A 24,339-nucleotide genomic window follows, 5' to 3' on the forward strand; every position below is an offset into this window, starting at 1 on the left:
TAATTGAAATGAAAGACATTTTTCTTTAAACCACCCTCTCCCGCCAGCGGGAGGGAGTTTGCGACACCCTCGCTGGCGGGGGGGCAATAGCCATCCATGCGTTTATCTTCATCTTATCCGCCAGGCTTCTCAAGGACGTAATCCAGCCACAAATTGCCGAGTTTTTCCTGCACCGTGTTCTGCTTCAGGCGGGCATTCAGATGATCGAAATCCACCCGATCCAGGGCTTGATCCTGGTTATAGCAGGAGTAGACGAAATATTCCTCGCCCGTCTCCGGGTCTTGATGCCGGCACAGACACTGACCGCACACGCCTTTGAGCATGCATTGCATGGGTGAATTGATGGAACCGATGGCGGTATGCTGCCTTTTCAAATGGGGCGCCAGCGCGCCGTAACGGGCTTCCTTCACCGCTTTCATCATGCGGTCCGAGCCGATCACGATGAGATGATCCACGTCGTCGAAATGAATCGGCGTCGCCCCCAGCTTCCCCTCGGCATAGGCCAGCATGGCCTCGACGATATTGCCGGTGAAACTCTTATCCTGGGAGCGGGTGGGCTTGATCGGCTGATTGCCGGGCAGATCGTCCACCGCCCAGACGATCACGTCCGAGGCCTCCTCGATTTCCTTGACCTTGAACACGTCGCGGGAATCCCGGTAGCCGGCGAAATACAAGACCTGATTGCCGGCGGCTTTGAGCGCCTTGCCGATGGAGAACAACACCGCATTGCCCAAGCCGCCGCCCACCAAAAGCACCGTCTGCCCCGAGGGTATCTCGGTGGGAGCGCCGGTCACTCCCATCACCACCAAGGGATCGCCCGGCTGCCAGAGGCTGCAAAGCTTGGACGAACTGCCCATCTCCAGCACGATCAGGGACACCACGCCCCGCTCCTTGTCCACCCAGGCGCCGGTCAAAGCCAAGCCTTCCGCCGCCAGACAGGTCCCGTGACTGGTAGGCGCCAACGATTCGAAATTCTGAATCCGGTAGAATTGCCCCGGGGCGAAATGCTTGGCGGCCATGGGGGCCTTGACCACCACCTCGACGATGGTGGGCGCCAACCGGATGACCTCGACGATGTGCGCCAGGAGCAGATCGTCCAAGCGCTCGCGGAACTCGGCCCAAGTGCGATCGCGATCCGCTTGCCCGGCAGGCTCGAGCGCCGCCAGCTCTTTCTCGAACAAGCGCACGATATAGGGATAGCTGTCCTTGGCCGAAGCCATCGCCCGCACCACGTTGCCCGCGTAAATCGGGTTGTTGTCGCCGTAAAAAGTGATGTACTTCCCTTGGCGGCGGTAGGAAGTAAAAGGCGCCGGCCGGCTCAATTTGGGCCAGAGGCGTTCGTCTTCCACCGGCTGGAGTTCGGGGATCTCATCGATCCATTCGGGCGCGAACGGCCGATAGAACTTGCCCGCCATCTCGAAAGTTTCGGGATGCTCCTCTTGATAAAGGGTATTGGGAGAAGTCCCGGCGGCGACCATCAAACTCCGCAAGGGCACCTCCACGGTCTCTTCGGTAGCCTGCCAGCGGCCGTCCGCTTCCGCCATTTTCTGGAATTTGACCGCCTTCAGATGACCGAAATCATCCTCCACCGCCTCCAGGGGACTCATGCCCTCGGCCAGGACGATGCCTTCTTCCAACGCCTCGCGGATTTCCTCGTGATTTTCCCGATAGGCGGGGGAATTGCGCATGCCGCGGCGATAGAACACCGTCACCCCGCCCCACTCGTTGAGCAAGGGCAGAAAGTCCGGCTTCTCGCCGGCCGCCTCGGCGCGACTTCGTTCGGCGCGAACGGCACGGCCGTGAGCCAGGAATTCGTCGAGGATGATTCGCTCCTCGGCGTCGTAGCCGGCCCTGACCTTATCCTCGCCCATCTCGGCGACGAGCGTTTCATAACGGTGCAGGATTTTTTCCACCTGAACGGGATAGTAGGCCAACAGCTCGGTGGCGGTATCGATGGCGGTCAAGCCGCCGCCGATGACCCCCGCCGGCAAGCGCACCTGAAGGTTCGCCATAGATGACGTTTTGGCCGCCCCCGACGACTGGAGCGCCATCAGGAAATCGGAGGCCTTGCGGATGCCGCGGATCAGATTGTTTTTGAGGGGAATGATGGTCGGCTTGCCGGCCCCGGCGGCGATGGCGATGTGATCGAAGCCCAGATCCCAGGCTTCGTTGATGGTCAGGGTGCCGCCGAAACGCACCCCGCCGTAGCAGCGGAAATTGCGCCGCCGCGCCAGGGTGAGATAGATCACCTTGAGAAAATTTTTGTCCCAGCGCACGGTGATGCCGTACTCGGCCACTCCGCCGAAACCCAGCATCACCCGGTCGTTCAAGTCCTCGTACAGCTCCTGAAAATCGCGCACCGGCTGCGGCGGCGTGTTTTCGTCGCCGAGCCATTTTTTCGGTAAGGGCTCGATCTTGAGACCGTCGATCCCCACCACACCGAAACCTTCATTGGACAGATAATGGGCCAAGGTATAGCCAGCCGGCCCCATGCCCACCACCAGCACGTTCTTGCCGTTGTAGGGCAAGGCATGGGGCCGGCGCACGTTGAGGGGGTTCCAGCGCGTCAAGAGGGTGTAGATCTCGAACCCGTAGGGCAGATCGAGCACCGCCGTCAGCACGTGGGTTTCGATCTCGGGAATGTTGACCGGCTCGGTTTTCTGATAGATGCACCCCTTCATGCATTCGTTGCAGATCCGATGGCCGGTACCCGGGCACATGGGATTGTCCACGATCACCAGCGCCAGCGCGCCGATATCGTCTCCCTGGCGCTTGACCCAGTGCATTTCGGAAATCTTCTCTTCCAAGGGGCAGCCGGTGATGGGCTTGTCGAACGGGCTGGTCTTGTAGCCTCCGGTCTTTTTGTCCCGCATGCCCTTGGCGCACGAATCGGTGTCGCGCTCGTGGCAGTAGATGCAGTGATCGACCTCGTACAGGACCGGGCGCAGGTTGCGATAACGATCGTCGGTGAGATGAAAGCCCACCCGCCGGCGGTGATGCCCTTCCGGCGCCCCCCACCCCTGGTACGCGTCACGGCTCACCGTGTCGTGCTCGACCAGATGGTTCACGTCCGTTCGCTCGGGCTTCTTGAAGCTTGCCCAATCGGCCACCTCCGGCTGCATATCCGGGAGACGGGAGGCGGCGAACGTCCACCGCAGCAAGCACTCGTACAGGGCGGCCAAAAACGCTTCCGGCGGCATTTCCAGCTCGGCGGCGAACGCTTCCCGGGTCCGGGGGTGGCCGCCGATTCGTCGCCGAAGTGCTTCGATCTCGTCCGCCATGGCGCTCAAATCGCCGGCTTCGGCCAACTGCAGCGCCTGGGTGGACGCTTCCTTGAGCCGGACCGCCCATTCCGCCACCGTTTTTTCGCGATCCCCGGAGTCTCCGGCCAAGGCCGCGAGCAGAGACTCGAACCGCGCATTCAGGCCATCGATATCCCATTCCCGGGGTTTTTCCCGCTTGAAACGCTTGGGCGCTTCCTTGCCGACGATTTCTTCCCGGTAGCGGAACACCGTTCCCATTTCCTCGGCCACTCGCACCATTTGCCCGGCACGGGCCTCCTCGATGCGAAACAACCGGGCCAGGAACCCCCCCACGAAAGGCGCCATTCGCACCAGAAGCTCGGACACCTTCTCCGGAGCCATGCCGTCTCCCTGGCACACGCGGTATTCCTCGAACTCGGCCAGCAATCGAGGATCTTTTTCCTCGACGAAACGATCGAACGCCGCCGTCAGATCTTTCAATCGAAGAGGATCGTACAGGTCTTCATAGGCAAACCCCTCGATACCCAATGCCAAAGTCTCGTACTGTGTCATCTCGCTCCTTTGCAATCCCGGCGATCGCCTTTACATTCGCAAGCGCCGTAGCGGAATCATAAAATCGACTAGAGGCGCCGGCTAGAATCCAGCCGGATCGACAATAAAATTTGATCATTATACCGCGCTGCACAAGAAACGGCTCCCTTAAAATAAAAGGGAAACAAAGTGTTTACCTTGGCGTTTCCGCAGAGAATAAGGCAAGCAAAAATAACGCCGCGCGAAGCATTCAGGCTTTTTTTCGGTCGTCTTGGCACCAGAAGCGGGGAACCAATATGCTATTATTTTGATGGTTTAATTCGAAATCACGCTTTGCTCCATGCCTTCGGTCATCGATCTCTACGAAAAGCTGGCCAGCGCCACCGACGACAAGGCCCGCGCAAAAATCATCGCCGAGGCGTTCGAAGCCTTGGAGGAACGCTATCCCAACCTTTCCGATACCGTCACTCGAACCGATCTGAGCGAGACCGAACTGCGCCTGATCAAGGAAATCGAACAAGTTCGTTCCGATCTGACCAAAGAAATCGAGCAGGCCCGAGCCGAATTGACCAAGGAAATCGAACAGGTCAATTCAGGCCTGAAGCTGGAAATCGAACAGGTCCATTCAGACCTGAAGTTGGAAATCGAACAAGTTCGCTCCGATCTGACCAAGGAAATCGAACAGGTCCATTCGGGCCTGAAGTTGGAAATCGAACAAGTTCGCTCCGATCTGACCAAGGAAATCGAACAGATCCAGTCAGGCCTGAAGTTGGAAATCGAACAGGTTCGTTCCGATCTGACCCAGAAAATCGCTCAGACCGAGGCCAATCTCAAGGTTGACATCGAGAAGGTCCGGGGGGAGCTCCAGATCGGCCTGGCTCGCACCCGCGCCAATCTATTACTGTGGAGTTTCGGGTTCTGGGTTACCCAGTTCGGCGCGATTCTCCTCATTCTGTGGCGGGTTTGGCCGCAAAAGTGATCCCCCGCGGAAACGGGGGACTCGATCGTCGCATCGCCCACGCCATTGACCCGTTCGGGCACCTCGCCCAGGCTTTTGAACTTACCGTTTTTCTTCCGCTCCTCGACATGGCGGCGGCCTGCACCGACCCGACGCCATGGTGACGCGGCTCACTATTCATTCCAGGGATTGACGACCGACAATCCATCGATGTGGGAAAAATCCTTGACATTACGCGTGGCCAGCGTCAAATCGGCGGACCGTGCAATCGCCGCGATCTGGGCATCCTCCACGCTGATGGGGCGGCCGGCTTGCTTTCTAGCCGCCACAATCAAGGCATAATCGAGCGCCGCCGCGCAATCGAACGGCAGGCAACGACCCGCGAAGTCTTCCCGGAAACATTCGCTCCACCGATTTAGATAACGACGATCGACGCTTTCCTTCGGGCAGAAGCGCCAATCCAAGCCAAATTTCCGCTACCGTTACCGTACAAACCCAGACATCCATTTCCGACCGGGCATCCAGCCATTGCACGACTTTTGTCGAGGGAGACGGGCGCATCAATTCCGATACCACATTGGTATCCAACAGGATCATTACTCTCCGTCCACGGACATATCGGGTGGTAGACGCGGCGGTGAACGCTCGGGCTCGGGCAAATCCACACCACCTACCGACGCAAAGCGCTTGGCGATACGGGATCCAATTCCTTGGGAGGCCCTTTCGCTTTGAATGGCACGGCGTAGGATCTGGCGCACTTCTTCTTCCATGGAATGGCCGTGACGCGCCGCGAGCAAGCGCAGGTTCGCCTTTAACGATTCATCGATATTACGAATGGTCAGACTGGCCATCGGACACCTTATCTGATGATTTCAATGCATGCATTGTAGGCACATTGTAGAATAAGGTGCAAGAGCAGCGGTATTTGGGTGTCTCATTTATTTTTTTATTCTTTGGTGTCCCTATTATTCTTTCTGTTCCCCTGATCCTGATCTGGCGCGTCTGGCCGCAAAAGTGATCCCCCGCGGAGGCGGGGGATCGGGATGAATTTACTGGACCGTAACCTTGTCCTTGTTTTTCTCGATCGTCGCATCGCCCACGCCATTGACCCGTTCGGGCACCTCGCCCAGGCTTTTGAACTTACCGTTCTTTCTTCGTTCCTCAACGATGGCAGCGGCCCGTACCGACCCGACGCCGTTCATCGCCTCGGCGATTTCCTCGGCGTTGGCGGCGTTGAGATTGATTAGCGCCGCCAACGCCGAGGCGCTGGACAGCAGCATTCCCAGGGCGACCAAAATGGAGACGGTATTTCGTAGCATTACTTATGCTCCTTTTTTTGGTTAGAAACAATAAGAAAAATAGTCTCCATCCACCCACCTTCAAGCCCAGCCCCAGAGTTTTTTCCAGAATGGTGATACAGCTCACAAATCATTCCGGGGATCGACGACCGACAGGCCATTGCTTTGCATCGCCCGACGGAGGATCGGGCGCCCTCTTCCAAGGAATGGCCGTGACGTACCGAGCCATTCGGAGGGAAGTAATACGCGACTAGCTTACGTGAACGCTATTCGATAGGCATCAGTTGACCATAAACGTCACTTTTTTACCTTACCGACTTACCATCCCGGTTCTTTTCTTCCGAAAAAAACAGTATCTTATTGATTATGTTTGAAATATAAATTTGGCAAGAAGATTGCTTTATATCGGACGGACCTAACTTTACTCACCAACAGAAAGATAAGGAGACTTGTCATGATGCAACGCAGACAACAGGGCTTTACGCTTATTGAATTGATGATCGTGGTGGCGATCATCGGGATTTTGGCGGCGATCGCCATCCCGGCGTATCAGGATTATACTGTCCGCTCAAAGATGTCAGAGGCAGTAACTGTAGCCTCGGCTGCCAAGGCAGCAGTCAGTGAATACGCCATTTCACAAGACACCTTGCCAACCAGCGCCGACGAAGCAGGATTTTCAACCGATATCGATAGCAAATACGTCAACTCAGTAAAATGGGATAGCTCGAAGGGAATTACGGTTACAGTCAAGGCTTTCGGTGGTGGCATCAGTAATGACGATGAAGCTTTTGTCTTGAGCCCAATTTTTAGCTCAGGTGATACCAAAGTAGATTGGAATTGTAAAAAATCAGCAGTTGAAGCCAAATACCTCCCTGCAGACTGCCGCGACAGCTAATTCAAAGTTCATTGTCTAACGTCGCCACTAGGACCCCCTTCTCACGGGGGTCCTTTTAGTTCAAAAACATGAATTTCTTAGCTTCCACCCTTCGAGAGAAAACCCGTCCGCTCCCTGGGCTTCTCACCCTACCCTGCCTCATTCTGGCAGTCTGGCTGCTCTACCGGCCGGGAATCGAAGGGGGAGCCTTCTTTTTTGACGATATTCCCAACCTTTCGGTGCTCGGCAACTTCGGGCAAGTGGATACTTGGCGGGAATGGTGGGCCTTTCTCAAATCCGGCATCGCCGGACCCACCGGCAGGCCCCTATCCTTGCTGACTTTCCTTTTCGACGGCAACACCTGGCCAACCGATCCGGAGCCCTTTCTGCGTACCAACGTCATTCTTCATGGTCTCAACGGTGGTCTCATTTTTCTATGCACCTATCTGATTTTGAATCCGGCCTCAAAGCCCGAATGCTATAAATATCAAGCCGCCCTGCTAACCGCTTCGCTATGGACGCTTCATCCCTACTGGGCCTCCACCGTCCTATACACGGTTCAGCGCATGGCCATGCTGAGCGCGTTTTTTGTTTTGCTGGGCATTGCAGGCTATCTCTGGGGACGCAATTTGACCCGCAACCCGGCCACCGCCAAGCGTGGTTGGACCATCGCTTTCTCGGCACTTGCGCTAGGAGGTGTTCTCGCAGTTTTTTCCAAGGAAAATGGCGCCCTGCTACCGCTGTATTTGCTCGTCATCGAGACCATTGTGATCAGACACCTCTGGAAGGAAGAAAAAGATGCTTTCACTCGACGGTGGGTTGCTTTATTATTGATCGCTCCTTCCATTTCGATCGTCGGCTATCTCGGTTATAGGGCCGGGCTACATGGTCTGTTCGAACATCACTTCCGCCCATTCACTCCTTATGAAAGGCTCTTGACCGAGCCCCGGATCATTTTCCGCTATTTACACGATCTGTTAATTCCCAAGCCTGGCTATCCCGGCCTTTTTTACGACAACTATTCTTTCTCCACCGGATTGACGAGCCCACCCCAGACCCTGGCGGCGATTGCCGGGCTTGTCCTCTTGGCGGGCACCTCCATACGCCTTAGACGGCAGTTTCCGTTATTCTCCTTCGCTACCCTGTTTTACCTGGCCGGACACACCCTGGAATCCACTATTTTACCGCTGGAATTGGCTTTCGAGCATCGCAATTATTTGCCCGCGGCCTTTTTGTTTACGCCAATTGCCGCTTTATTGCTGCGTTTGCCCACGGTATACCGAAGATTAACGGTTCCCGGCATTATCGTGGTGTTGTCCGTCTTCTGTTATCAGCAAACCTCTTTATGGGGCAAGCCGGTGGAACTAAGCGTTTACTGGGCCATGAAGAATCCCGACTCCGACCGGGCCACCGTGGTCGCTTTCAGTCGCCTGCAACAACACGGCAATCCAAAGCTTGCTTTGGATTTAATCAACCAGGCATTGACCAGACGCCCGGAATCGGCCGCGCTGAATTTGGCTTCCCTGGGATTGAAAAAATCCCTGGGTACACTCTCTGAAAAGGATATCCGGCAAGCGGTTCAATCCATCGAATCTGGTCCCTACGATCCCCATGTCACTAATATCATCGAACCGATGGTGAATGATTTGATTGACAAACATCCCGATGCCTTGGTGGCGGAGCAGGTAAGGCGCATCATCGCGGCCTTTCAAAGACGGCGGGAATACGCGCAACCTAAAGTGGAACGATTAGCATTCCTGTACCAAAAAGGCAGAATCGAACTCACACAAAAAAACATTCGGTCCGCCTGTCGCCACTTCAATACCGTTTCAAGCGAGACCGGCCGAGTCGGTACCGATCTGAAAATCATGAGCGATCTAGCAAGCTACGGATATATATCCGATGCCCGCGCTTTTCTCATGCAGGCTAAACAACGGCTGTCGAATGGCAACAGGAAGGGACTCAGGTTTCCCGACGAATGGTATCGAAAAGAATTTATCCGACTCGCCTCGGAATTGGACGCAGCCGAATCCAAACACGGCACGCCTCCAAGGCGATGTTCTCCTATTCTTTAAGAAGCGAATAAAGAAGACGGGGTCAAGGGCCGGTTCTGGGAAGGCCGCTTTAAAAGCCAGGCCCTCTTGGATGAGAAGGGGCTGTTGGCCGCGATGGCTTATGTCGATTTGAACCCGATCCGGGCCGGCATCGCCGAAACGCCGGAAGCTTCCGATTTCACTTCGATCCAGGAGAGGATTCAGGCGTTGGCAAACAATGAAAATCCATCCGTCGAATCGGAAGCGTCCGCCCTTCCCTCGTCCGAATTCTCTAAACCACCCGCCTCGCCGGTCGAGCCTTCCGAAGAAGGCCATCACGCTTGCCCGCAAGCTTCACCCCAAGAAACCGGACCGATTTCCGCCCCCTTGATGCCGTTTGACGCGACGGGAAGGCTCGAAACCGCGATTCCCTTTGCCTTCGACGAGTATCTGGAACTCGTCGATTACACCGGTCGGGCCATTCGGCCGGACAAACGCGGGGCGATCCCGGCAACCACACCCAAAATCCTCGATCGGCTCGGCATCGATCCCGACCAATTCATCGCCTACGCCGACCGTCTGCTCAAGCAATTCGGCCATGCGGTCGGCGCGCCGGAAAATCTTATCGACCTGTGCGCCGCCCGGCAGACCAAGTACTTGCGCGGCATCCGCGCGGCACGGGCGGTATTTGAGGCGAAGGCGGCATGACGAATTGGCCCGCTTATGTCAAACTGAGATTCATTCGACCCGATACTTTGGAGGTTCGAACCGATGGAACCGGCGCTGCGTGATCCCGACTTCCATACTTACGGCGAATACCTGACCTGGCCCGAGGATGTCCGCTACGAATTGATCGACGGTCGGGCCTACCTCATGGCGCCCGCGCCCACGCTAGATCATCAGGACATCACCGGCGAAATTTACCGTCAATTGGCCAATCAATTGGAAGGCAAACCCTGCCGTCCTTTCATCGCGCCGGTGGACGTGCGCCTGCCCAAACAGGACGAAGCGGACGATGCAATCGACACTGTCGTCCAGCCGGATGTTCTGGTGGTCTGCGACGAAACCAAGCTGGACCGGCGCGGGGTGCGCGGGGCGCCGGATCTGGTGGTGGAGGTCTTGTCTCCGGCCACCGCCTTTCACGACCATCAACGCAAACGGGCGATTTACGAACGCACCGGCGTTAGGGAATATTGGCTGGTGGATCCGATCGAACGCTTGATCACCGTTTACCACCTGGTAAACGGGCGTTACGGTAAACCCGAGATCCACGCAATGCGCGGAGAAACCCCCATACTAGTCCTGCCGGATGCGGTCATTCGCTGGGATGCCCTCCTTCAGCGCTTGCCGGAATCCGACGATTAATCCATCCATTGGTCCAAAGAGGAATCCTCCATTATCGATAATTGGTTTTATCCCATCGCAACCGGGATCCTGGCAGGGATCACGATGGCAATGCTGATCGCGTTTCTGGTCATGCCGTTTCCGAAACAACCGGCGGTGGTCTATCTGGATGCCCCTTACTGCCAGGCGTTGATCGATGCCGGTTTTAAACCCATTTTGCTTGAGGAAGGTTGTTGGCTCGAAGGAAAAACGCGGATAAAAAAAGAGTGGATCAATCTGACTGTCAAGAACAAAACCATCACGGTGCCCTACCAGGCGGTGACGACAATCGTTTGGTTAAAAGATGTTCCCAGGTTGTGAAAAACCGGATGCATCCGAATCGGAGGGAAAAGGCGGGAAAAGGGACACCCATTTAGAATTTAGACTTTGCTGTTATGATCCGAGTAGATTCTGAGCGCCGAGACGTTTGAATCAGCATCCGGCGATCCGGTCCACCAGGAAACGGGCTGTCACTATCCGGGTCATGGCATGTTTCTCCAACCCTAAAAGGTCGCTTTTGTCACCGGTGACCAAAAAATCCGCCCGGGTCTTTTCGGCAACGGCCAGTAGCCAGTTGTCGTCAGGATCGGGCGAGCGATCGATTTGTGGCAATGGATCGGCGAGCAAAGCTAATGATTAACAGCATGGACAGCAGGATGTTGGTGTCGAGAACGGCTCGCATGCCAAAGTCAGATTTGATCGCGTCGTTCCGATCTGACCTCACGCACCGCCTCATCGATCGCCGCTTCCAGAGTTTCCGGCGAGAGATCCAGGTTACGTTCTTTGATCTCCTGGACGGTCTGATCCAGTATCCGCCAGCGAATGGCCTCCTCGACAAAACGGGACAGATCGCCTTTCTTCATACCCCGGGCGCCAAGGAATCCACGCAGGAAAAGGTCAGTGTCCCTGGAAATCTTGATAGTCAAACGGACGGTTTCGGACATGTCAACGCTCCAAGATAATGGATGACTGTGTGACTATGATACCATCTGATTAGTTTTGGAGAAGTAAAGGGACACCACTTTTAAATCCCGACCAATTCATCACCTACGCCGATCGTCTGCTCAAGCAATTCGGCCATGCGGTCTTGGCAACGATTCAATTTTTCCCGACGGTCGAGGCGTTCCGTGGTCGGCGAAAGGAACTCCCCCCCACCATACAGCTGATCACCTGCTATCATTTAAATAACGGCAGCTACGGCAAGCCGGACATTCAAGCAATGCGAGACGAATCACCGGTGAAAAACCGCCGCGTGGCTCGATTCGCCCGGATAACCTGATCCAACGATTGCCTAAAGCCGAAGATTAAATGCAAGCCGCATCCGTCTCCGCCGCCGGGGTGCTTCCCCGCTACATCGATCTGGCCCACCGCTGCCGCGAGCAGGTGGTAAAGGACTTCAGTGTTCGATTCCATGATTTTCTCGAGGAACTCCCCCAGATCCTGCTCCAACTGGCGGATCAGGCGGAAAGCAATGTATTCCAAGCCCATTGCATGGACGTCCGCCAAGAAGTTCGTGAGCATCGGAGAAGCATGGCGCAGGACTTTCTCAATGAGCTGATGGCCGGTTTCGAGCGTTTTATCCTCGGCCACGCCAACCCGCCGCCGAATACGTCGGATGCCTCCTCGACAGAACGTCATAAGCTCTCCCTCGTGGAAAAGGAATCCTTCGAAATCGAACTGGCCTTCGATACGGTCGTAGGCAGCGCCTGTACCCATCTCAGCGAGTCTCTGTTCACCCTCGACCATCGCCTGGCGGTCATCAATGGCGGGTTCAAGCCGGGGGAACGCAACGCCGCGTTGCCCGGTGGGCCGAGACATGTCTGCGACGCTTTCCGTGCCGCTCTGGCCACGCTCCAAATTCCGGTCGATACCGGTGTCAAAATCAGCCTGATCGAAGCTTTCGACGATCAGGTGATCCAGAAGGCGGAAGGGATCTATCAACAATACAACCGATCGTTGATCGAAGCGGGAATCCTCCCTAATTTGGAGGAACATCCGGTTTACGCCCCTTCGACGAATTCAGAGCGGGATACCGCACGGGAACAAGCACCAACAGTAACCGAGGCACCGGAAAAGGAAGATTCGGCTACCGAGTCCGCAACGTCGGAAACTGAACGCTCCCCTGCAGCCGACGGCATCCCGACGGACACGCGCGAAGAAATCCACGAACAGGGCATTTTCCAAAACATCAGCGACCTGCTGCGCCAACGTCGCGGGCCGGCAGCCCAAGCCGCCGATTCGGCCGGAGCCGGCCGCGATCTCGGCCAACTGATGGACGCCCTCAAAACCCTCCGCAGCGACAACAACGGACGGCCGGGTACCGTCCCCACCAACATCGCGCAACAACCTTTGGAGCAAATTCGAGCGGAATTTGCCGCCCAGCTGTCGCAATTGGCCCGCTTGATTCAACAACACCAAGTCTCCCACACGGACGCCGACGTCATCGAGTTGGTGGGCATGTTGTTCGAACAGGTTCTCAACGACTCCAATCTTCCCGACTCGGTCAAGGCCTTGCTGAGTCATCTGCACACACCTTACCTGAAACTCGCCTTGGTGGATCGCGAGTTCTTCTTCAAACGCCGCCACCCCGCGCGCCGATTGCTCAACACCTTGACCCGGGCCGGTGCCTTGTGCAACGCGACCGAAAAGAACGAGCAGGTTGTCTATACCCGTATGCGGGAAACAGTCGACCGAATCCTAACCGAATTCGACGATAACGTTGAGCTATTCGACCATTTATTGTCGGAATTCGAGACGTTTCTGGAGACATTCCGGCAACGCGCGCGGATGCTGGAAAAGCGCGCGATCGAAAAGGCCAAGGGCCAGGAGCGTTTGCGCGAGGCCAGGCAACATGTGGCACGGCAATTGGTTCAGGCGGTGCGCGGTCAATCCTTGCCCAAAGCCGCGGAAAAACTGTTGTTCGGTCCCTGGGCCAATCTGCTGGTGCTGTTATATCTCCGCAAAAGCGAAGACAACGAAACCCGGCAATATTATCTCGACCTCACGCGCGAAATTATTTGGAGCGTCCAGCCCAAAACCACTTCGGCGGAGCAAAGCGAGCTGCGGCGAAGACTGCCCGCCCTACAGCAATCGATTCAAAAAGGGCTCGCCTTGCTTGGCGACCCGGAAAACCGCTCCGACCGCCTGCTGGAAGAGTTGAGATGCTGTCAGGAGGTCGCCTTCGTCAGCGACGGCGATAGTTGGGAATTGCCGGAACCTCAAGAAGCCATCGATCCCGGTCACTACCCTTTACTCCAAGATCTCTCGCCGGAAGTGCTCCCCGGACGGAATGCCTCCTCGAACGAATCCTCGCCGGACCTGGAAGGACTTACCCGGCGCCTGCGAAAGCTGAAGCTGGGTACCTGGTTCGAATTCGAAGACGCCGAAACCGGAAGGCCTTTCCGGGCCAAACTTTCCTGGTACAGCCCCAAGACCGGTTACACCATTTTCGTGAATCAGGCAGGGGTTCAGGTAGCGGTCAAATCCTTGACCAAACTGGCCGAGGAAATGCTGGCATGCCAAACCAGGCAGCTCGAATGGGACAAAAGACCGTTCGTGGAACGCGCCATCCAACGCATTTATGCCTTGCTCGGCGGCGCCAATCAGGTCGGTTAAATGGAGCAGGTGGGTACGATACGGGGCCGTTCGCAGCAGGGATGCTGCGATTCGAGCGTACAAGGACGTATTTACAGCGTGTCCCGTATCGTACTCACCTGCTCCATGGCGAACACCTCTCCTTCAGCGGGACAGATAAACCCCTCCCAAAACCAGCGCAGCCAAGCCCACCGACGCCCAACCGATCCGGTTGATATGCCGGTAGATCGCCTGTTCCAATCGTTCTCCCCCCCAGGCAATCAAGCCCGCCAGCAAAAAAAACCGGCCGCCGCGGCCGATGAACGATGCTAACAAGAAAAGCAGCGGATTCATGGCCAGTGTGCCGGCGGCGATGGTAAATATTTTGTAGGGAATAGGGGAAAAACCCGCCAACAGAATCGCCCAAAACCCCCAGCGCCCGAACCACTGCTGGGCGGTCAAGTAAGCCTCCCAATAACCCCACTGCTGAAGCCAGGGCGCCACGACTGCGAAAAAGAAAAAACCGATGGCATAACCGAACACCCCGCCCAGGACCGAGGCGAAGGTGGTCAAGGTCGCCAGACGCCAGGCCCGGCCCGGTCGAGCCAGCGTCATGGGCGCCAGCATGACATCCGGAGGCACGGGGGAAAACGCCGACTCGGTGAAACTCAAGGCAAATAGATACCAACCGGCATGGCGATGGCGGGCATAAGACATGACCCGGCGATACAAACCCTCGAACATCAGTTCACGCCCCCTACCAAGGGGACGAAGCGAACCCGTTCGATATCCTCCACTTCATAATCGGTGTCCGTGCGCGTAATCCGCTTGAGCACCTGGTCTCCGTCCTGGTCGATCGGAATGACCATCACTCCGCCGTTGCCCAGTTGACGCAGGAGAGCATCGGGAATTTCCCCCGCCGCCGCGGTGATCACGATGGCATCGTAAGGCGCGTATTTGGGCCATCCCCAACCGCCGTCACTGTGATGATATTTGACGTTGTAGACCTTCAAGTCGTAAAGCCGGAAGCGGGTCTTTTTCTGCAACGCCTCGATCCTCTCGACGGTATAGACGGTTCCGCACATGTGTGCCAGAACCGCGGTCTGGTATCCCGAACCGGTGCCCACTTCCAACACTTTTTCCGGCCGGCGCTGACCGATCGCCAGCTCGGTCAAACGCGCCACGGTATAAGGCTGGGAAATGGTTTGTCCGAAGCCGATGGGCAAGGCGGTATCCTCGTAGGCACGGCTGGCCAAGGCTTCCTCCACGAACAGATGGCGGGGCACCGCGGCCATCGCCTCCAGCACCCTGGCATTGAAGATGCCTTGTTCGCGCAAACGCTGCACCATCCGCTCGCGGGTGCGGCGAGAGGTCATTCCGATCCCGTCTCTGTGTACGCTCACGTTAAAGGACCCTCCGGCAGCCAATCGGCGATGGGATCGATGGTATGGTAACGGGTCAGATCGATCTGGAGAGGAGAAACCGAGACGTACTGAGAGCGGATGGCGTGAAAGTCCGTCCCCGGTCCGGCATCCTGCTCGGGCCCGGCGGGACCGATCCAATAAATCGTCCGCCCCCGGGGGTCGCTCGCCTTGATTACCGGTTCGGCCTTGTGGCGCTGACCCAGACGGGTGGAGCGGAATCCACGGATCTCGCTCAGGGGAAGATCGGGGACGTTGACGTTGAAAATGGTGTCAGGGGGCAAGGGATTCTCTTCCATCCGATCCAACAACCGCAAGGCCACCGCCACCGCTGTATCGAAATGACGGGGATTGTCGCCGGCCAAAGACATCGCCACCGCGGGCAGTCCCAGGAAGCGTCCCTCGGTGGCGGCAGCCACCGTGCCGGAATAAAGCACATCGTCGCCCAAATTGGCGCCGTGATTGATCCCCGCCAGCACCATATCGGGCTCTTCCTCCAGCAAGCCGGTGATGGCCACGTGAACGCAATCGGTGGGGGTGCCGTCCACCCGGTAAAATCCATTATCGGTTCGCGTGATTCTAAGCGGCCGGTCGAGGGTCAGGGAATTGCTGGCCCCGCTGCGGTTACGGTCGGGCGCCACCACCGTGACCCTCGCCCTTCGGCGCAAGGCCTCGGCCAAACGCACCAGCCCCCGGGCCATGTAACCGTCGTCGTTACTGAGCAGAATATGCATTTTTTACCGCCATACCACAAAACTTTGTAATTTTACCCAAGTTGACCGGTCTCTGTCCGGTCAAATTATAAAGAGCCGGAGAGAGCGCTCCGGCTCGGGTTTCGTTCTGTACCGAATCAATATCTTAGATGGTTCAAGGCAGGGAAATCCCGCGGATGCGCTGATACAGCTCCACCGCGTAGGAATCGGTCATCCCGGCCACGAAATCCGTCGCGGCAAGGGCTTGCCGATAGGGAGAGAAGGACTGGAAATCGGCGTCTCCGCCCGGCATGAGACGCAACAAAGCGGCGGCCCGGGCGCCGGCGCGACCTTGGGCGCGGGTCTCGATCGCGCCCAAAAACGTCTGCAGCAATCCGCCGATGACCTCGAAACCGCACACCTTGATGGCGGTTGCCGGCCGGCAATGATAGACCTGGCGCTCGGCCAAATCCTTGAAGGCGGCAAACGCCTCTGCATGCTCGATGGATTCGGTCAAAGGCCGATCGAAGGCGCCGGTCATCAACCCTTCATAGTGCTCACCGAACACCACCACCGCCTCCCGGATCAAGCGGTCGATGGTCACGGAACGGTAGTAGCTCGCCTGTTGGGCGGGATCAGGGAATCGTCGTGCTTTATCGCGATGCTTTTGCGCTAGAAAAGGGGCGTGCAGAGACATCAGCTGATCGAAACCGACCACCCCGGTCTTGTACCCGTCTTCCACATCGATCACGTGATAGCAGATATCGTCGGCGGCTTCCATCAGAAACGCCAAGGGATGGCGAGACCAGGCCTCGCCCCGCCCCGGCTTGGCGATCAGGCCAGTCTCCCCGGCGACGAGTTCGAACCAGTCCGCCTCGCTCTGAAAAAATCCGAACTTGCGCCCGCCGGCGCCCCGACTTTGCTCCTCATCCACCAACGACGCGCGGGGATACTTGGAAAAAACCGCCAACGCCGCACAGGTCATCTGCATCCCCCCTCGCTGCCCGGAGTTCTGAAGGGTGCACAGGACCCTGAATCCCTGCGCGTTGCCCTCGAATTTCAACAAATCGCGCGACTCGGCTTCACTCAATCGATCGAGACCGGGCCAGCCGGCGAACCACTCGCGGATGGCGTCCTCCCCGGCATGACCGAAGGGCGGGTTGCCAATGTCATGGGCCAGGCAAGCGGCGGCCACCAATGTCCCCAGATCCTGGGGAATCACCACGGGTTCCAGTTCGGGTTCGCGGCTTCGGATCACCTCGGCCGCGAGCATTCCCAGGGAACGGCCGACGCTGGCCACCTCCAGGCTGTGGGTGAGGCGGGTACGGACGTAATCACTCTTGGCCAGGGGAAAGACCTGGGTCTTATCCTGCAAGCGCCGGAAGGCGGAGGAAAAGACGAGGCGGTCGTAATCGCGGACGAACTCCGTGCGCGGCGGCGGCGGCCGGGATTCCGGTACCGGTTTGCCCAACCGCCGAGTGGACAGCAGGCGACGCCAGTCCATGCTCATGGGGATGCTCGCTGACAACAAAGCAAAAGAGTCATGGGCCTATGATACCGACATCCGGGGTTTATAATGCAATTCATCCTTTCCAACCCATCTTCCTCACTGGAGCGATGCCATGAATGCCAAAATCCAAATTCCCGCCGAAGGCGATAAGATCCGCGTCAATGACGATCATTCCCTGAACGTGCCGGATAAACCGATTATTCCCTTCATCGAGGGGGACGGCACCGGCCGGGACATCACGCCGGTGATGCGGAAAGTGGTGGATGCCGCCGTCGCTAGAGCCTACGGCAATCGGCGTAAAATCGCCTGGATGGAAATCTTCGCCGGTGAAAAAGCCAACCGATTATACGAGGGGGATGTCTGGCTGCCGGAGGAAACCGTCGCCGCCATTCGTGATTACGCGGTGGCCATCAAGGGTCCTCTGACCACGCCGGTCGGTGGCGGCATCCGCTCCCTCAATGTGACTCTGCGGCAAACCCTCGACCTGTATGTCTGCCTGCGTCCGGTGCGCTATTTCGACGGCGTCCCCAGCCCGATGAAGCACCCCGAGCACGTGGACATGGTGGTGTTTCGGGAAAACTCCGAAGACGTCTACGCCGGCATCGAATGGGCCGCGGATTCCCAGGAAGCGGACCGATTGATCGGTTTTTTGCAAGGGGAAATGGGGGTGACCCAGATCCGCTTTCCGCAGCATTGCGGCATCGGCATCAAACCGATCTCGGCAGCCGGCAGCAAGCGGCTGGTGCGCCGCGCCCTGCAATACGCGATCGACCATGAACGCACTTCGGTAACCCTCGTCCACAAGGGGAACATCATGAAATTCACCGAGGGCGCGTTCCGGAGCTGGGGTTACGAGGTGGCCCGGGAAGCGTTCGGCGCCCAGCCGCTCGACGGCGGACCCTGGCAGGTTTTCCCGAATCCCCGCACCGGGGCGAAGATCGTGGTCAAGGACGTCATCGCCGACGCCTTCCTGCAACAGATTCTCCTGCGCCCGAAAGATTTCGACGTGATCGCCACCCCCAATCTCAACGGCGATTACGTCTCCGACGCCCTCGCCGCGCAGGTGGGCGGCATCGGGATGGCGCCGGGGGGAAATCTCTCCGACCGGGTCGCCTTGTTCGAAGCCACCCACGGCACCGCCCCCAAATACGCCGGCCAGGACAAAGTCAACCCGGGTTCGCTGATCTTGTCGGCGCAAATGATGCTTCAGCATTTGGGCTGGCACGAGGCGGCCGAATTGATCTCCACGGGACTGGAAGGCGCGATCCGGGCCAAGACCGTCACCTACGACCTGGCCCGGCTGATGGAAGAAGCCCGGGAAATCAGCTGCTCCGATTTCGGGAAAGCCATTATCCAGCACATGAAGGCATGAATAGGGCGGCCCCATTAACATTCACAGGCCACTCGTAGGGGCGACCGGCCGGTCGCCCCTACACTTCCCGAAGTGACAGCAAATCGGGATCGCCGCCCACCGCCGCGGTATTGACGCTAAGACTCTTTTCGTAGGCAAAGCGCGCCAGATAATTGGGGCCGCCGGCTTTGGGACCGGTGCCCGACAGTCCTTCGCCCCCGAAGGGGTGAGTTCCCACCACCGCGCCGATCATGTTGCGGTTGACGTAGATATTGCCCACCCGAGCATGCTCGGCGATCCGCTCCCAGATCGCGTCGATGCGGCTGTGGACGCCTAAAGTCAGACCATAGCCGAGCCCGTGAATCCTTTCCAGCAACTCGTCCAAGTGACCCGCGGAATAGCGCATCACATGCAGAATGGGTCCGAATACTTCGCGGCTCACCGGTTCCAAAGCGGTGATTTCGTATATCGCGGGACCGAAGTAGCAACCGGTAAGCGGAGGCGGATCGAGCCTGGCCAGGGGTTGGACGTTCGTTTCCAGGTAGGCGCGATGGCTTTCCAGACGGGCGACGGCATCCTCGTCGATCAGCGGACCGAGGTCGGTGGAAAGATCCCAAGGATCGCCGATTTTCAGCTCCGCCAAAGCTCCGCAGAGCATATCCAAAACGGGATCGGCCACCTCGTCCTGAAGAAACAGTATCCTCAACGCGGAACACCGCTGACCGGCACTGTTAAAGGTGGAGGCGAGCACGTCGGCAACCACTTGCTGAGGCAGGGCCGAACTGTCCACGATCATGGCGTTCACTCCACCGGTCTCGGCGACGAAGGCGGCGATCGGGGCTCGTCTGCCGGCCAGATTCCGCTGGATCTCCCAGGCGGTGTCGGTGGAGCCGGTGAAAGCCACGCCGCGGATGCGGGGATCACCCACCAGCGCCGCGCCCACCTCACCGCCTCCCGGAAGAAAATGGAGCACTTCGTTCGGGATACCGGCCTGCTGGAGCAGACGAGCCGCCAGAGCCGCAATGAGGGGCGTCTGCTCGGCCGGCTTGGCCAACACGGGGTTGCCGGCCGCGAGCGCCGCGGCCGCTTGGCCGGTAAAGATGGCCAGGGGGAAATTCCAGGGGCTGATGCAGACAAAGGGGCCGCGACCGTGAAGATAAAGGCGATTGGATTCCCCCACCGGCCCGGGGAGGGAAAGCGGATTCGCAAACAATCGCCTTGCTTCGGCGGCATAATAATATAAAAAGTCGATCGCCTCCCGAACCTCGTCGACGGCGTCCGACAGGCACCTGCCTCCCTCACGGATGCATAGGGCCAACAACTCATCTCGGTGGGACTGATATAATTCGGCGGCCCTTTCCAGACAGGCGGCCCGGTCTTCCGCCGGCACCCGGTCCCATTCCGGCGCCGCCGCCTCCGCGCAGGCCAACGCCTTGGCGATGCTCTCCTCGCCCGCCTCCACCACCGTCCCGACCACCTGGCCACGATCGACCGGAGAATATACCATCCGCTCCTTCCCCTCTCCCCCTTTACCGCTCACCCAAGGTTGAGCCTCCCAAGTATTTTGCCGAAAGGAGGAAAGTAATTCGTTCAGGCGACGGTAGGTCAACGGGTCGCTCAAATTCGGGCCCGGGGAATTGGGCCTTTGAGGTTGATAGAGGTCGGCGGGTTGGGGGATTTGCGGATGAGGAATCGTTTCCAGGGTTCGAACTTTGGCGACCGGATCGGCGATCACCTCTTCGATGGGCAGGCGCGCATCGCTCAATCGGTGGACGAAAGAAGTATTCGCCCCGTTCTCCAGCAAGCGGCGCATCAAGTAGGGAAGCAGCTCCCGAAATCCACCCACCGGCGCATACACCCGACAGGGAATATCTCCTTCCGTTTGCCGCAAGGCCCGGTAGAGCGGTTCCCCCATCCCCTGCAGTCGCTGGAATTCCAGCGGTCTCCCTTCGGCGACTTCGAGTATCCAGGCGACGGTGTGAGCGTTGTGGGTGGCGAACTGGGGAAAAAAAGCCCGGGGAAATGCCAACAGACGACGCGCCAAGGCCAAATAGGAGACGTCGGTGTTCATTTTTCGGGTGAACACGGGATAATCGGACCACCCTTGCTGCTGGGCTCTTTTGATTTCGGTGTCCCAATAGGCCCCCTTCACCAGGCGTACCGGGATGCGTTTCCCCTGGCTTGCGGCTATATGGCGCAGGTATTCGATCAAGGGGCCGGCCCGTTTCTGATAAGCCTGGACCGCCAGGCCGAACCCCTCCCAGCTGGAAAGATCCGGATGACCGAAGACCGCCTCGAAAATATCCAGCATCAGGTCTAAGCGTTCCGCCTCCTCCGCGTCGAGGGTCAATCCGATTCGAGCCGCCCTGGCCTCTTTCGCCAAAGTGAGAAGACGGGGAATCAGCTCCCGGCGTACCCGTTCGCCTTGCGTAAACGTATAACGCGGATGCAGCGCGGAGAGTTTGACCGAAATCCCTGGCATCGCCAGCACATCGGATTCATCCCCCCGGTGCCGGGCAAGCACGGTGATGGCATGGCGGTAACTGCGAAAGTAAGCTTCCACATCCTCGGCGGTAAACGCCTCTTCCCCGAGCATATCGAAGGAATAGCGAAAATCGGGCGAACGGCGCGCCAGCGCTTTTTCTATCGTCGTGGCCAGAATAAACTGACCGCCCAAAATCTTCATCGCCCGGACCACAAGAACATGGACTGCCGCCTCGCCCCGCTGGAGCAATTTCTGAAAAAGGGTGTCGGAATCTTCGATTTCCAGCCGCATCAGTCGTCCCGTCAACAGCAGGCCGAAGGTGGAGGCATTGACCAGAAAGGATGCACTGTGTCCGAGATGCCGGTCCCATTTTCCCCGGCTCAACTTGTCGCGAATCAAACGCTCGGCAGTTTGATCGTCGGGGATTCGCAGCAGCGCCTCGGCCAGGCACATCAACAGCACTCCCTCCTCGCTGGAAAGCTCGAATTCGCTCAGGAAGGCATCCAACGGAAGGGGATGCTGCCTCACCGATTGCACCAAGCGCCGTGCTCGTTCATGTACCCTTTGCCGAGCGCCGTCGGATAGGGAAACCTCGGGAAGCAGTGATTCGAGGGTTTGGGCCTCATCGGCCAAATAAGCGGCGGCGATCGCCTTTCTCCGGGGAGAGAGGGAATCAGGATGTTCAGCGCCGTCTTCAGGGGTGTCCCGGGTGATCGGATTCATGGTTCAAGATCTCCTCCAAGAAGGTATCGATGTGGCGTTTTTCCACGTGACCTACGGTAACCAGATGGGCGGTCTCCGCATGTACCGCAATCTGCCAACGCCTGAGCACCGGTTCGGCCATCCGCGGGAAAACCACGATCGGGGAATGGGGGTTGCGCCAGGCGGAGATGCCGACACCGTTGAAGCGCTCCACCGCGTATTCGGCCGTTTCCAGGCAGTGGGCGGTCAGCGCGCGGAATCCATCTCTTCCCAGGGTTTCGATGGCATACCAGAGCATCAAGGGAGTCAAGCCGCTGCGCGATCCGGGGATGGTGCTGTCCAGACTCCCCACGTATTCCACCATCCGGGCGATGCGCCGAACGTGGACTTTTTTGGCCAGAACGACGCCGCAAGGAACGGGCGCTCCGAGCATTTTGTGGCCGCTGACGGCGATGCTGTCGATACCGGCCTGAAAATCGAAAACCGGAGGTCGATCGACGAAAGGCAGGATCATTCCATGAAAGGCGGCGTCGGCGTGAATATGGTAATCGCGCAGGGAAAGCGATTCGAAAACGGCGTGAATCCGCTCCAGATCGTCCACCGCGCCTTTCATGGTGGTGCCGATATTGGCCAGAACGATGGCCGGGGCATCGCGGCGGCCGTTCAGGGCCCGCGCCAGGTCCCCGTAATCCATCTCGCCAGAGGCGGTGCTTTTGATCTGGCGCTGGCGCATTCTGAGCAACTTCAGAATTTTGGGAATGCTGTAATGGCTGTCCTCGGAATAATAGACAATGCCTTCCGGATACTGTTCGCGTCCCAAAAACAAGCCGTAAAGGTTCCCTTCGGTGCCGCCCCCGGTCACATACCCCCAAATGGCTTCCCGGCGTGCATGAAACAGCTCGGCGAAGAAATACACCACTTGCCGCTCTATATCGTGGGTATTGAGCCTGTTATGCGTATCGATGAATGGATCGCCCGCATTGTTCAAGGGATAGGAGAGAAACGGATACAGCGGACGATAGTCGAAACGAGCATTGCACGGATAGCCCAAAAATTGTTCCACCCCGCGGATGAACTGCTCGGTCAGCGCTTCAAGGCGCGCTTGTACGTTGGGCGGCAGACTCGAATTCGGCATGGTTTTTCTAGATTTTGACGCTTGACTCGGTTTAATTCGGCGGACGCCGCCTTTTGGAAAGCCCGGTTACGGTAGGCAACCATGAACATCAACGCAAAGTAGCCGTATGGCAAGCGGGGCGCTTCCGACTGGACTTGGAGCCGGTAATACGGCAAACCGGGACGGCAGTGGTGATGGGAATGCCGGGCCAACCCCAGAATCAGGTAGTGGGAGCACCAGCTATCCGTATACCAGGCATGCTGCGGCCCCGGTTTCCCACGGGCACGCTGCAAACCCCAATGCTGGACGTAGTTGATCGCTTCCAGATTCCGAACCCCCATCAACGCCTGAACGCAGAACGCCAATAGCGCCAAGGGTCCAAATCCCCATCCGATCGCCGCGAGCAGACCCAATTCCGCCACCACGCCCTGAAGCACCCGGTGGGACAGCCAGCGCCGATCCCAGCGTTCGGTCATACGCAACCTTCGGCTTTCCAAGCGCCACGCGCTAAGAAACTGGGCTCCCACGCTACGCTGCCAAAACCGGGAATAGGTCTCGCCGAACCGGGCGGTGGCCGGGTCCTCCTTCCACCCCACTCGGCGATGGTGACCGCGCAAGTGTTCGGTGGCGAAATGCTCGTAGCAGCACACGATCAATAATATTCTGCCCGTGGCGCGAAGGAAAGGGGAACGACGGTGGATCAACTCGTGGGCGGTGAGCAGGCCGGCGATCGCGGCGTTGCTGCCGAACAGGAACTTGACCACCACCAACATGGCCAAGGTATCCACCGCTTGCGACGACGTCCAACCCCAATGGCGGCTTTCCGCAAGCAACAAACCGGTGTCGACCACGAACAACCCCGCCAGGAACAACGGCAGGGCGTCCAGACCCATCCCGCCGCAGCTCGAATCGGCTTTTTGGGACACGCCCACCCCCAGATAGTCGGCAACCACCGGCGCCGCTACCGGCAGCAACCAAAACAAGGCATCTCCCGCGGCATGCGGCGCGCTGAGAAGAAAACCCAGGCACCAGAGAGGCAGCAACAGGGCGGTGTAATACGGCCAACCGACGAATTTTTTCCGTGACGGGGAAACGCGCATAATAGAGCGAAGGAACCAGGCTATCGCCGTTTCCGTCAGATTATCACGACC

Annotated in this window: 21 protein-coding genes and 1 pseudogene; 8 read left to right on the forward strand and 14 right to left on the reverse strand. The window is 58.1% G+C overall.

The features are described 5' to 3' along the window. Positions 1-113: 113 nt before the first annotated feature. Positions 114-3,815 carry an FAD-dependent oxidoreductase gene (locus H035_RS0110310; RefSeq protein WP_022948895.1) on the reverse strand — a complete coding sequence of 1,234 codons (3,702 nt, stop codon included), beginning with the start codon at positions 3,813-3,815 and terminating at the stop codon, positions 114-116. Between the two features lie 319 nt (positions 3,816-4,134). Here H035_RS0110310 and H035_RS21355 point away from each other — a divergent pair, with 319 nt between their 5' ends. Then, complete coding sequence (locus H035_RS21355) at positions 4,135-4,773, forward strand: hypothetical protein (protein WP_022948896.1); 639 nt, start codon at positions 4,135-4,137, stop codon at positions 4,771-4,773. A 152-nt stretch (positions 4,774-4,925) separates the two neighbouring features. Here H035_RS21355 and H035_RS19195 read toward each other — a convergent pair whose 3' ends face one another. The 4 genes and pseudogenes from H035_RS19195 to H035_RS0110330 all read right to left on the reverse strand — a co-directional run bounded on the left by H035_RS19195 (position 4,926) and on the right by H035_RS0110330 (position 6,071). After that, complete coding sequence (locus tag H035_RS19195; protein WP_200861542.1) at positions 4,926-5,216, reverse strand: PIN domain-containing protein; 291 nt, start codon at positions 5,214-5,216, stop codon at positions 4,926-4,928. A 28-nt stretch (positions 5,217-5,244) separates the two neighbouring features. After that, positions 5,245-5,349: pseudogene (locus tag H035_RS22760) on the reverse strand (VapC toxin family PIN domain ribonuclease); the annotation flags it as partial. Continuing rightward, entirely contained in the window at positions 5,349-5,603 is a 255-nt protein-coding gene (locus tag H035_RS0110325) for a FitA-like ribbon-helix-helix domain-containing protein (RefSeq protein ID WP_022948897.1), read from the reverse strand. The pseudogene H035_RS22760 and the gene H035_RS0110325, both read right to left, overlap by 1 nt. A gap of 198 nt (positions 5,604-5,801) precedes the next feature. Then, positions 5,802-6,071: a ComEA family DNA-binding protein gene (locus H035_RS0110330; protein WP_022948898.1), complete on the reverse strand. Its 270-nt coding sequence runs from the start codon at positions 6,069-6,071 to the stop codon at positions 5,802-5,804. Between the two features lie 433 nt (positions 6,072-6,504). Here H035_RS0110330 and H035_RS22600 point away from each other — a divergent pair, with 433 nt between their 5' ends. The 5 genes from H035_RS22600 (at position 6,505) to H035_RS0110355 (ending at position 10,661) form a co-directional block, all read left to right on the forward strand. After that, positions 6,505-6,945, forward strand: a complete 441-nt coding sequence (locus H035_RS22600; protein WP_022948899.1) for a pilin — start codon at positions 6,505-6,507, stop codon at positions 6,943-6,945. A gap of 68 nt (positions 6,946-7,013) precedes the next feature. Beyond that, positions 7,014-8,999 (forward strand): hypothetical protein, encoded by a 1,986-nt coding sequence (locus tag H035_RS19200; RefSeq protein WP_022948900.1) that lies wholly within the window; start codon positions 7,014-7,016, stop codon positions 8,997-8,999. A 93-nt stretch (positions 9,000-9,092) separates the two neighbouring features. Beyond that, entirely contained in the window at positions 9,093-9,665 is a 573-nt protein-coding gene (locus H035_RS19205) for a hypothetical protein (RefSeq protein ID WP_152486011.1), read from the forward strand. A 63-nt stretch (positions 9,666-9,728) separates the two neighbouring features. Further along, positions 9,729-10,322, forward strand: a complete 594-nt coding sequence (locus H035_RS0110350) for a Uma2 family endonuclease (protein ID WP_022948902.1) — start codon at positions 9,729-9,731, stop codon at positions 10,320-10,322. Positions 10,323-10,406: 84 nt separating this feature from the next. Then, on the forward strand, positions 10,407-10,661 hold the full coding sequence (locus H035_RS0110355) for a hypothetical protein (protein WP_152486012.1): 255 nt from the start codon (positions 10,407-10,409) through the stop codon (positions 10,659-10,661). 111 nt (positions 10,662-10,772) lie between these two features. Here the strand turns inward: H035_RS0110355 and H035_RS19210 are convergent, their stop codons facing one another. Beyond that, on the reverse strand, positions 10,773-10,952 hold the full coding sequence (locus H035_RS19210; RefSeq protein ID WP_200861543.1) for a PIN domain-containing protein: 180 nt from the start codon (positions 10,950-10,952) through the stop codon (positions 10,773-10,775). Between the two features lie 77 nt (positions 10,953-11,029). Next, positions 11,030-11,284 carry a ribbon-helix-helix domain-containing protein gene (locus H035_RS0110365; protein WP_022948905.1) on the reverse strand — a complete coding sequence of 85 codons (255 nt, stop codon included), beginning with the start codon at positions 11,282-11,284 and terminating at the stop codon, positions 11,030-11,032. A gap of 364 nt (positions 11,285-11,648) precedes the next feature. On the opposite strand from H035_RS0110365, the gene H035_RS0110375 reads away from it, so the two are divergent. After that, the gene (locus H035_RS0110375) at positions 11,649-13,955 is read left to right on the forward strand and encodes a DUF1631 domain-containing protein (protein ID WP_022948907.1); all 2,307 of its coding nucleotides are present in this window, start codon (positions 11,649-11,651) and stop codon (positions 13,953-13,955) included. A 123-nt stretch (positions 13,956-14,078) separates the two neighbouring features. Here the strand turns inward: H035_RS0110375 and H035_RS0110380 are convergent, their stop codons facing one another. The 4 genes from H035_RS0110380 to dgt form a co-directional block, all read right to left on the reverse strand. Continuing rightward, a complete protein-coding gene (locus H035_RS0110380) occupies positions 14,079-14,657 on the reverse strand; it encodes a YqaA family protein (RefSeq protein ID WP_022948908.1) in 579 nt (192 codons plus the stop codon). Beyond that, positions 14,657-15,316, reverse strand: a complete 660-nt coding sequence (locus H035_RS0110385) for a protein-L-isoaspartate(D-aspartate) O-methyltransferase (protein WP_235044570.1) — start codon at positions 15,314-15,316, stop codon at positions 14,657-14,659. The genes H035_RS0110380 and H035_RS0110385 overlap by 1 nt, the downstream gene beginning before the upstream one ends. Further along, positions 15,313-16,068, reverse strand: a complete 756-nt coding sequence (gene surE / locus H035_RS0110390; protein ID WP_022948910.1) for a 5'/3'-nucleotidase SurE — start codon at positions 16,066-16,068, stop codon at positions 15,313-15,315. Before surE ends, H035_RS0110385 begins: the two co-directional genes overlap by 4 nt. 133 nt (positions 16,069-16,201) lie before the next feature. Then, on the reverse strand, positions 16,202-17,536 hold the full coding sequence (dgt, locus tag H035_RS0110395; RefSeq protein ID WP_022948911.1) for a dGTP triphosphohydrolase: 1,335 nt from the start codon (positions 17,534-17,536) through the stop codon (positions 16,202-16,204). Between the two features lie 112 nt (positions 17,537-17,648). On the opposite strand from dgt, the gene icd reads away from it, so the two are divergent. Next, positions 17,649-18,908 carry an NADP-dependent isocitrate dehydrogenase gene (gene icd / locus H035_RS0110400; RefSeq protein WP_022948912.1) on the forward strand — a complete coding sequence of 420 codons (1,260 nt, stop codon included), beginning with the start codon at positions 17,649-17,651 and terminating at the stop codon, positions 18,906-18,908. Positions 18,909-18,966: 58 nt separating this feature from the next. On the opposite strand, the gene putA is transcribed toward icd, so the two are convergent. From putA to H035_RS20805, 3 genes are read right to left on the reverse strand one after another with little or no spacing between them, the layout of a single operon-like run. Then, the gene (putA, locus tag H035_RS0110405) at positions 18,967-22,095 is read right to left on the reverse strand and encodes a bifunctional proline dehydrogenase/L-glutamate gamma-semialdehyde dehydrogenase PutA (RefSeq protein WP_022948913.1); all 3,129 of its coding nucleotides are present in this window, start codon (positions 22,093-22,095) and stop codon (positions 18,967-18,969) included. Continuing rightward, positions 22,067-23,209 carry a histidine decarboxylase gene (locus H035_RS19215; RefSeq protein ID WP_022948914.1) on the reverse strand — a complete coding sequence of 381 codons (1,143 nt, stop codon included), beginning with the start codon at positions 23,207-23,209 and terminating at the stop codon, positions 22,067-22,069. The genes putA and H035_RS19215 overlap by 29 nt, the downstream gene beginning before the upstream one ends. Continuing rightward, positions 23,158-24,288, reverse strand: a complete 1,131-nt coding sequence (locus H035_RS20805) for a fatty acid desaturase (RefSeq protein WP_022948915.1) — start codon at positions 24,286-24,288, stop codon at positions 23,158-23,160. Before H035_RS20805 ends, H035_RS19215 begins: the two co-directional genes overlap by 52 nt. Positions 24,289-24,339 lie beyond the last annotated feature (51 nt).

The organism is Methylohalobius crimeensis 10Ki, from assembly GCF_000421465.1.
GTDB classification, from domain to species: domain Bacteria; phylum Pseudomonadota; class Gammaproteobacteria; order Methylococcales; family Methylothermaceae; genus Methylohalobius; species Methylohalobius crimeensis.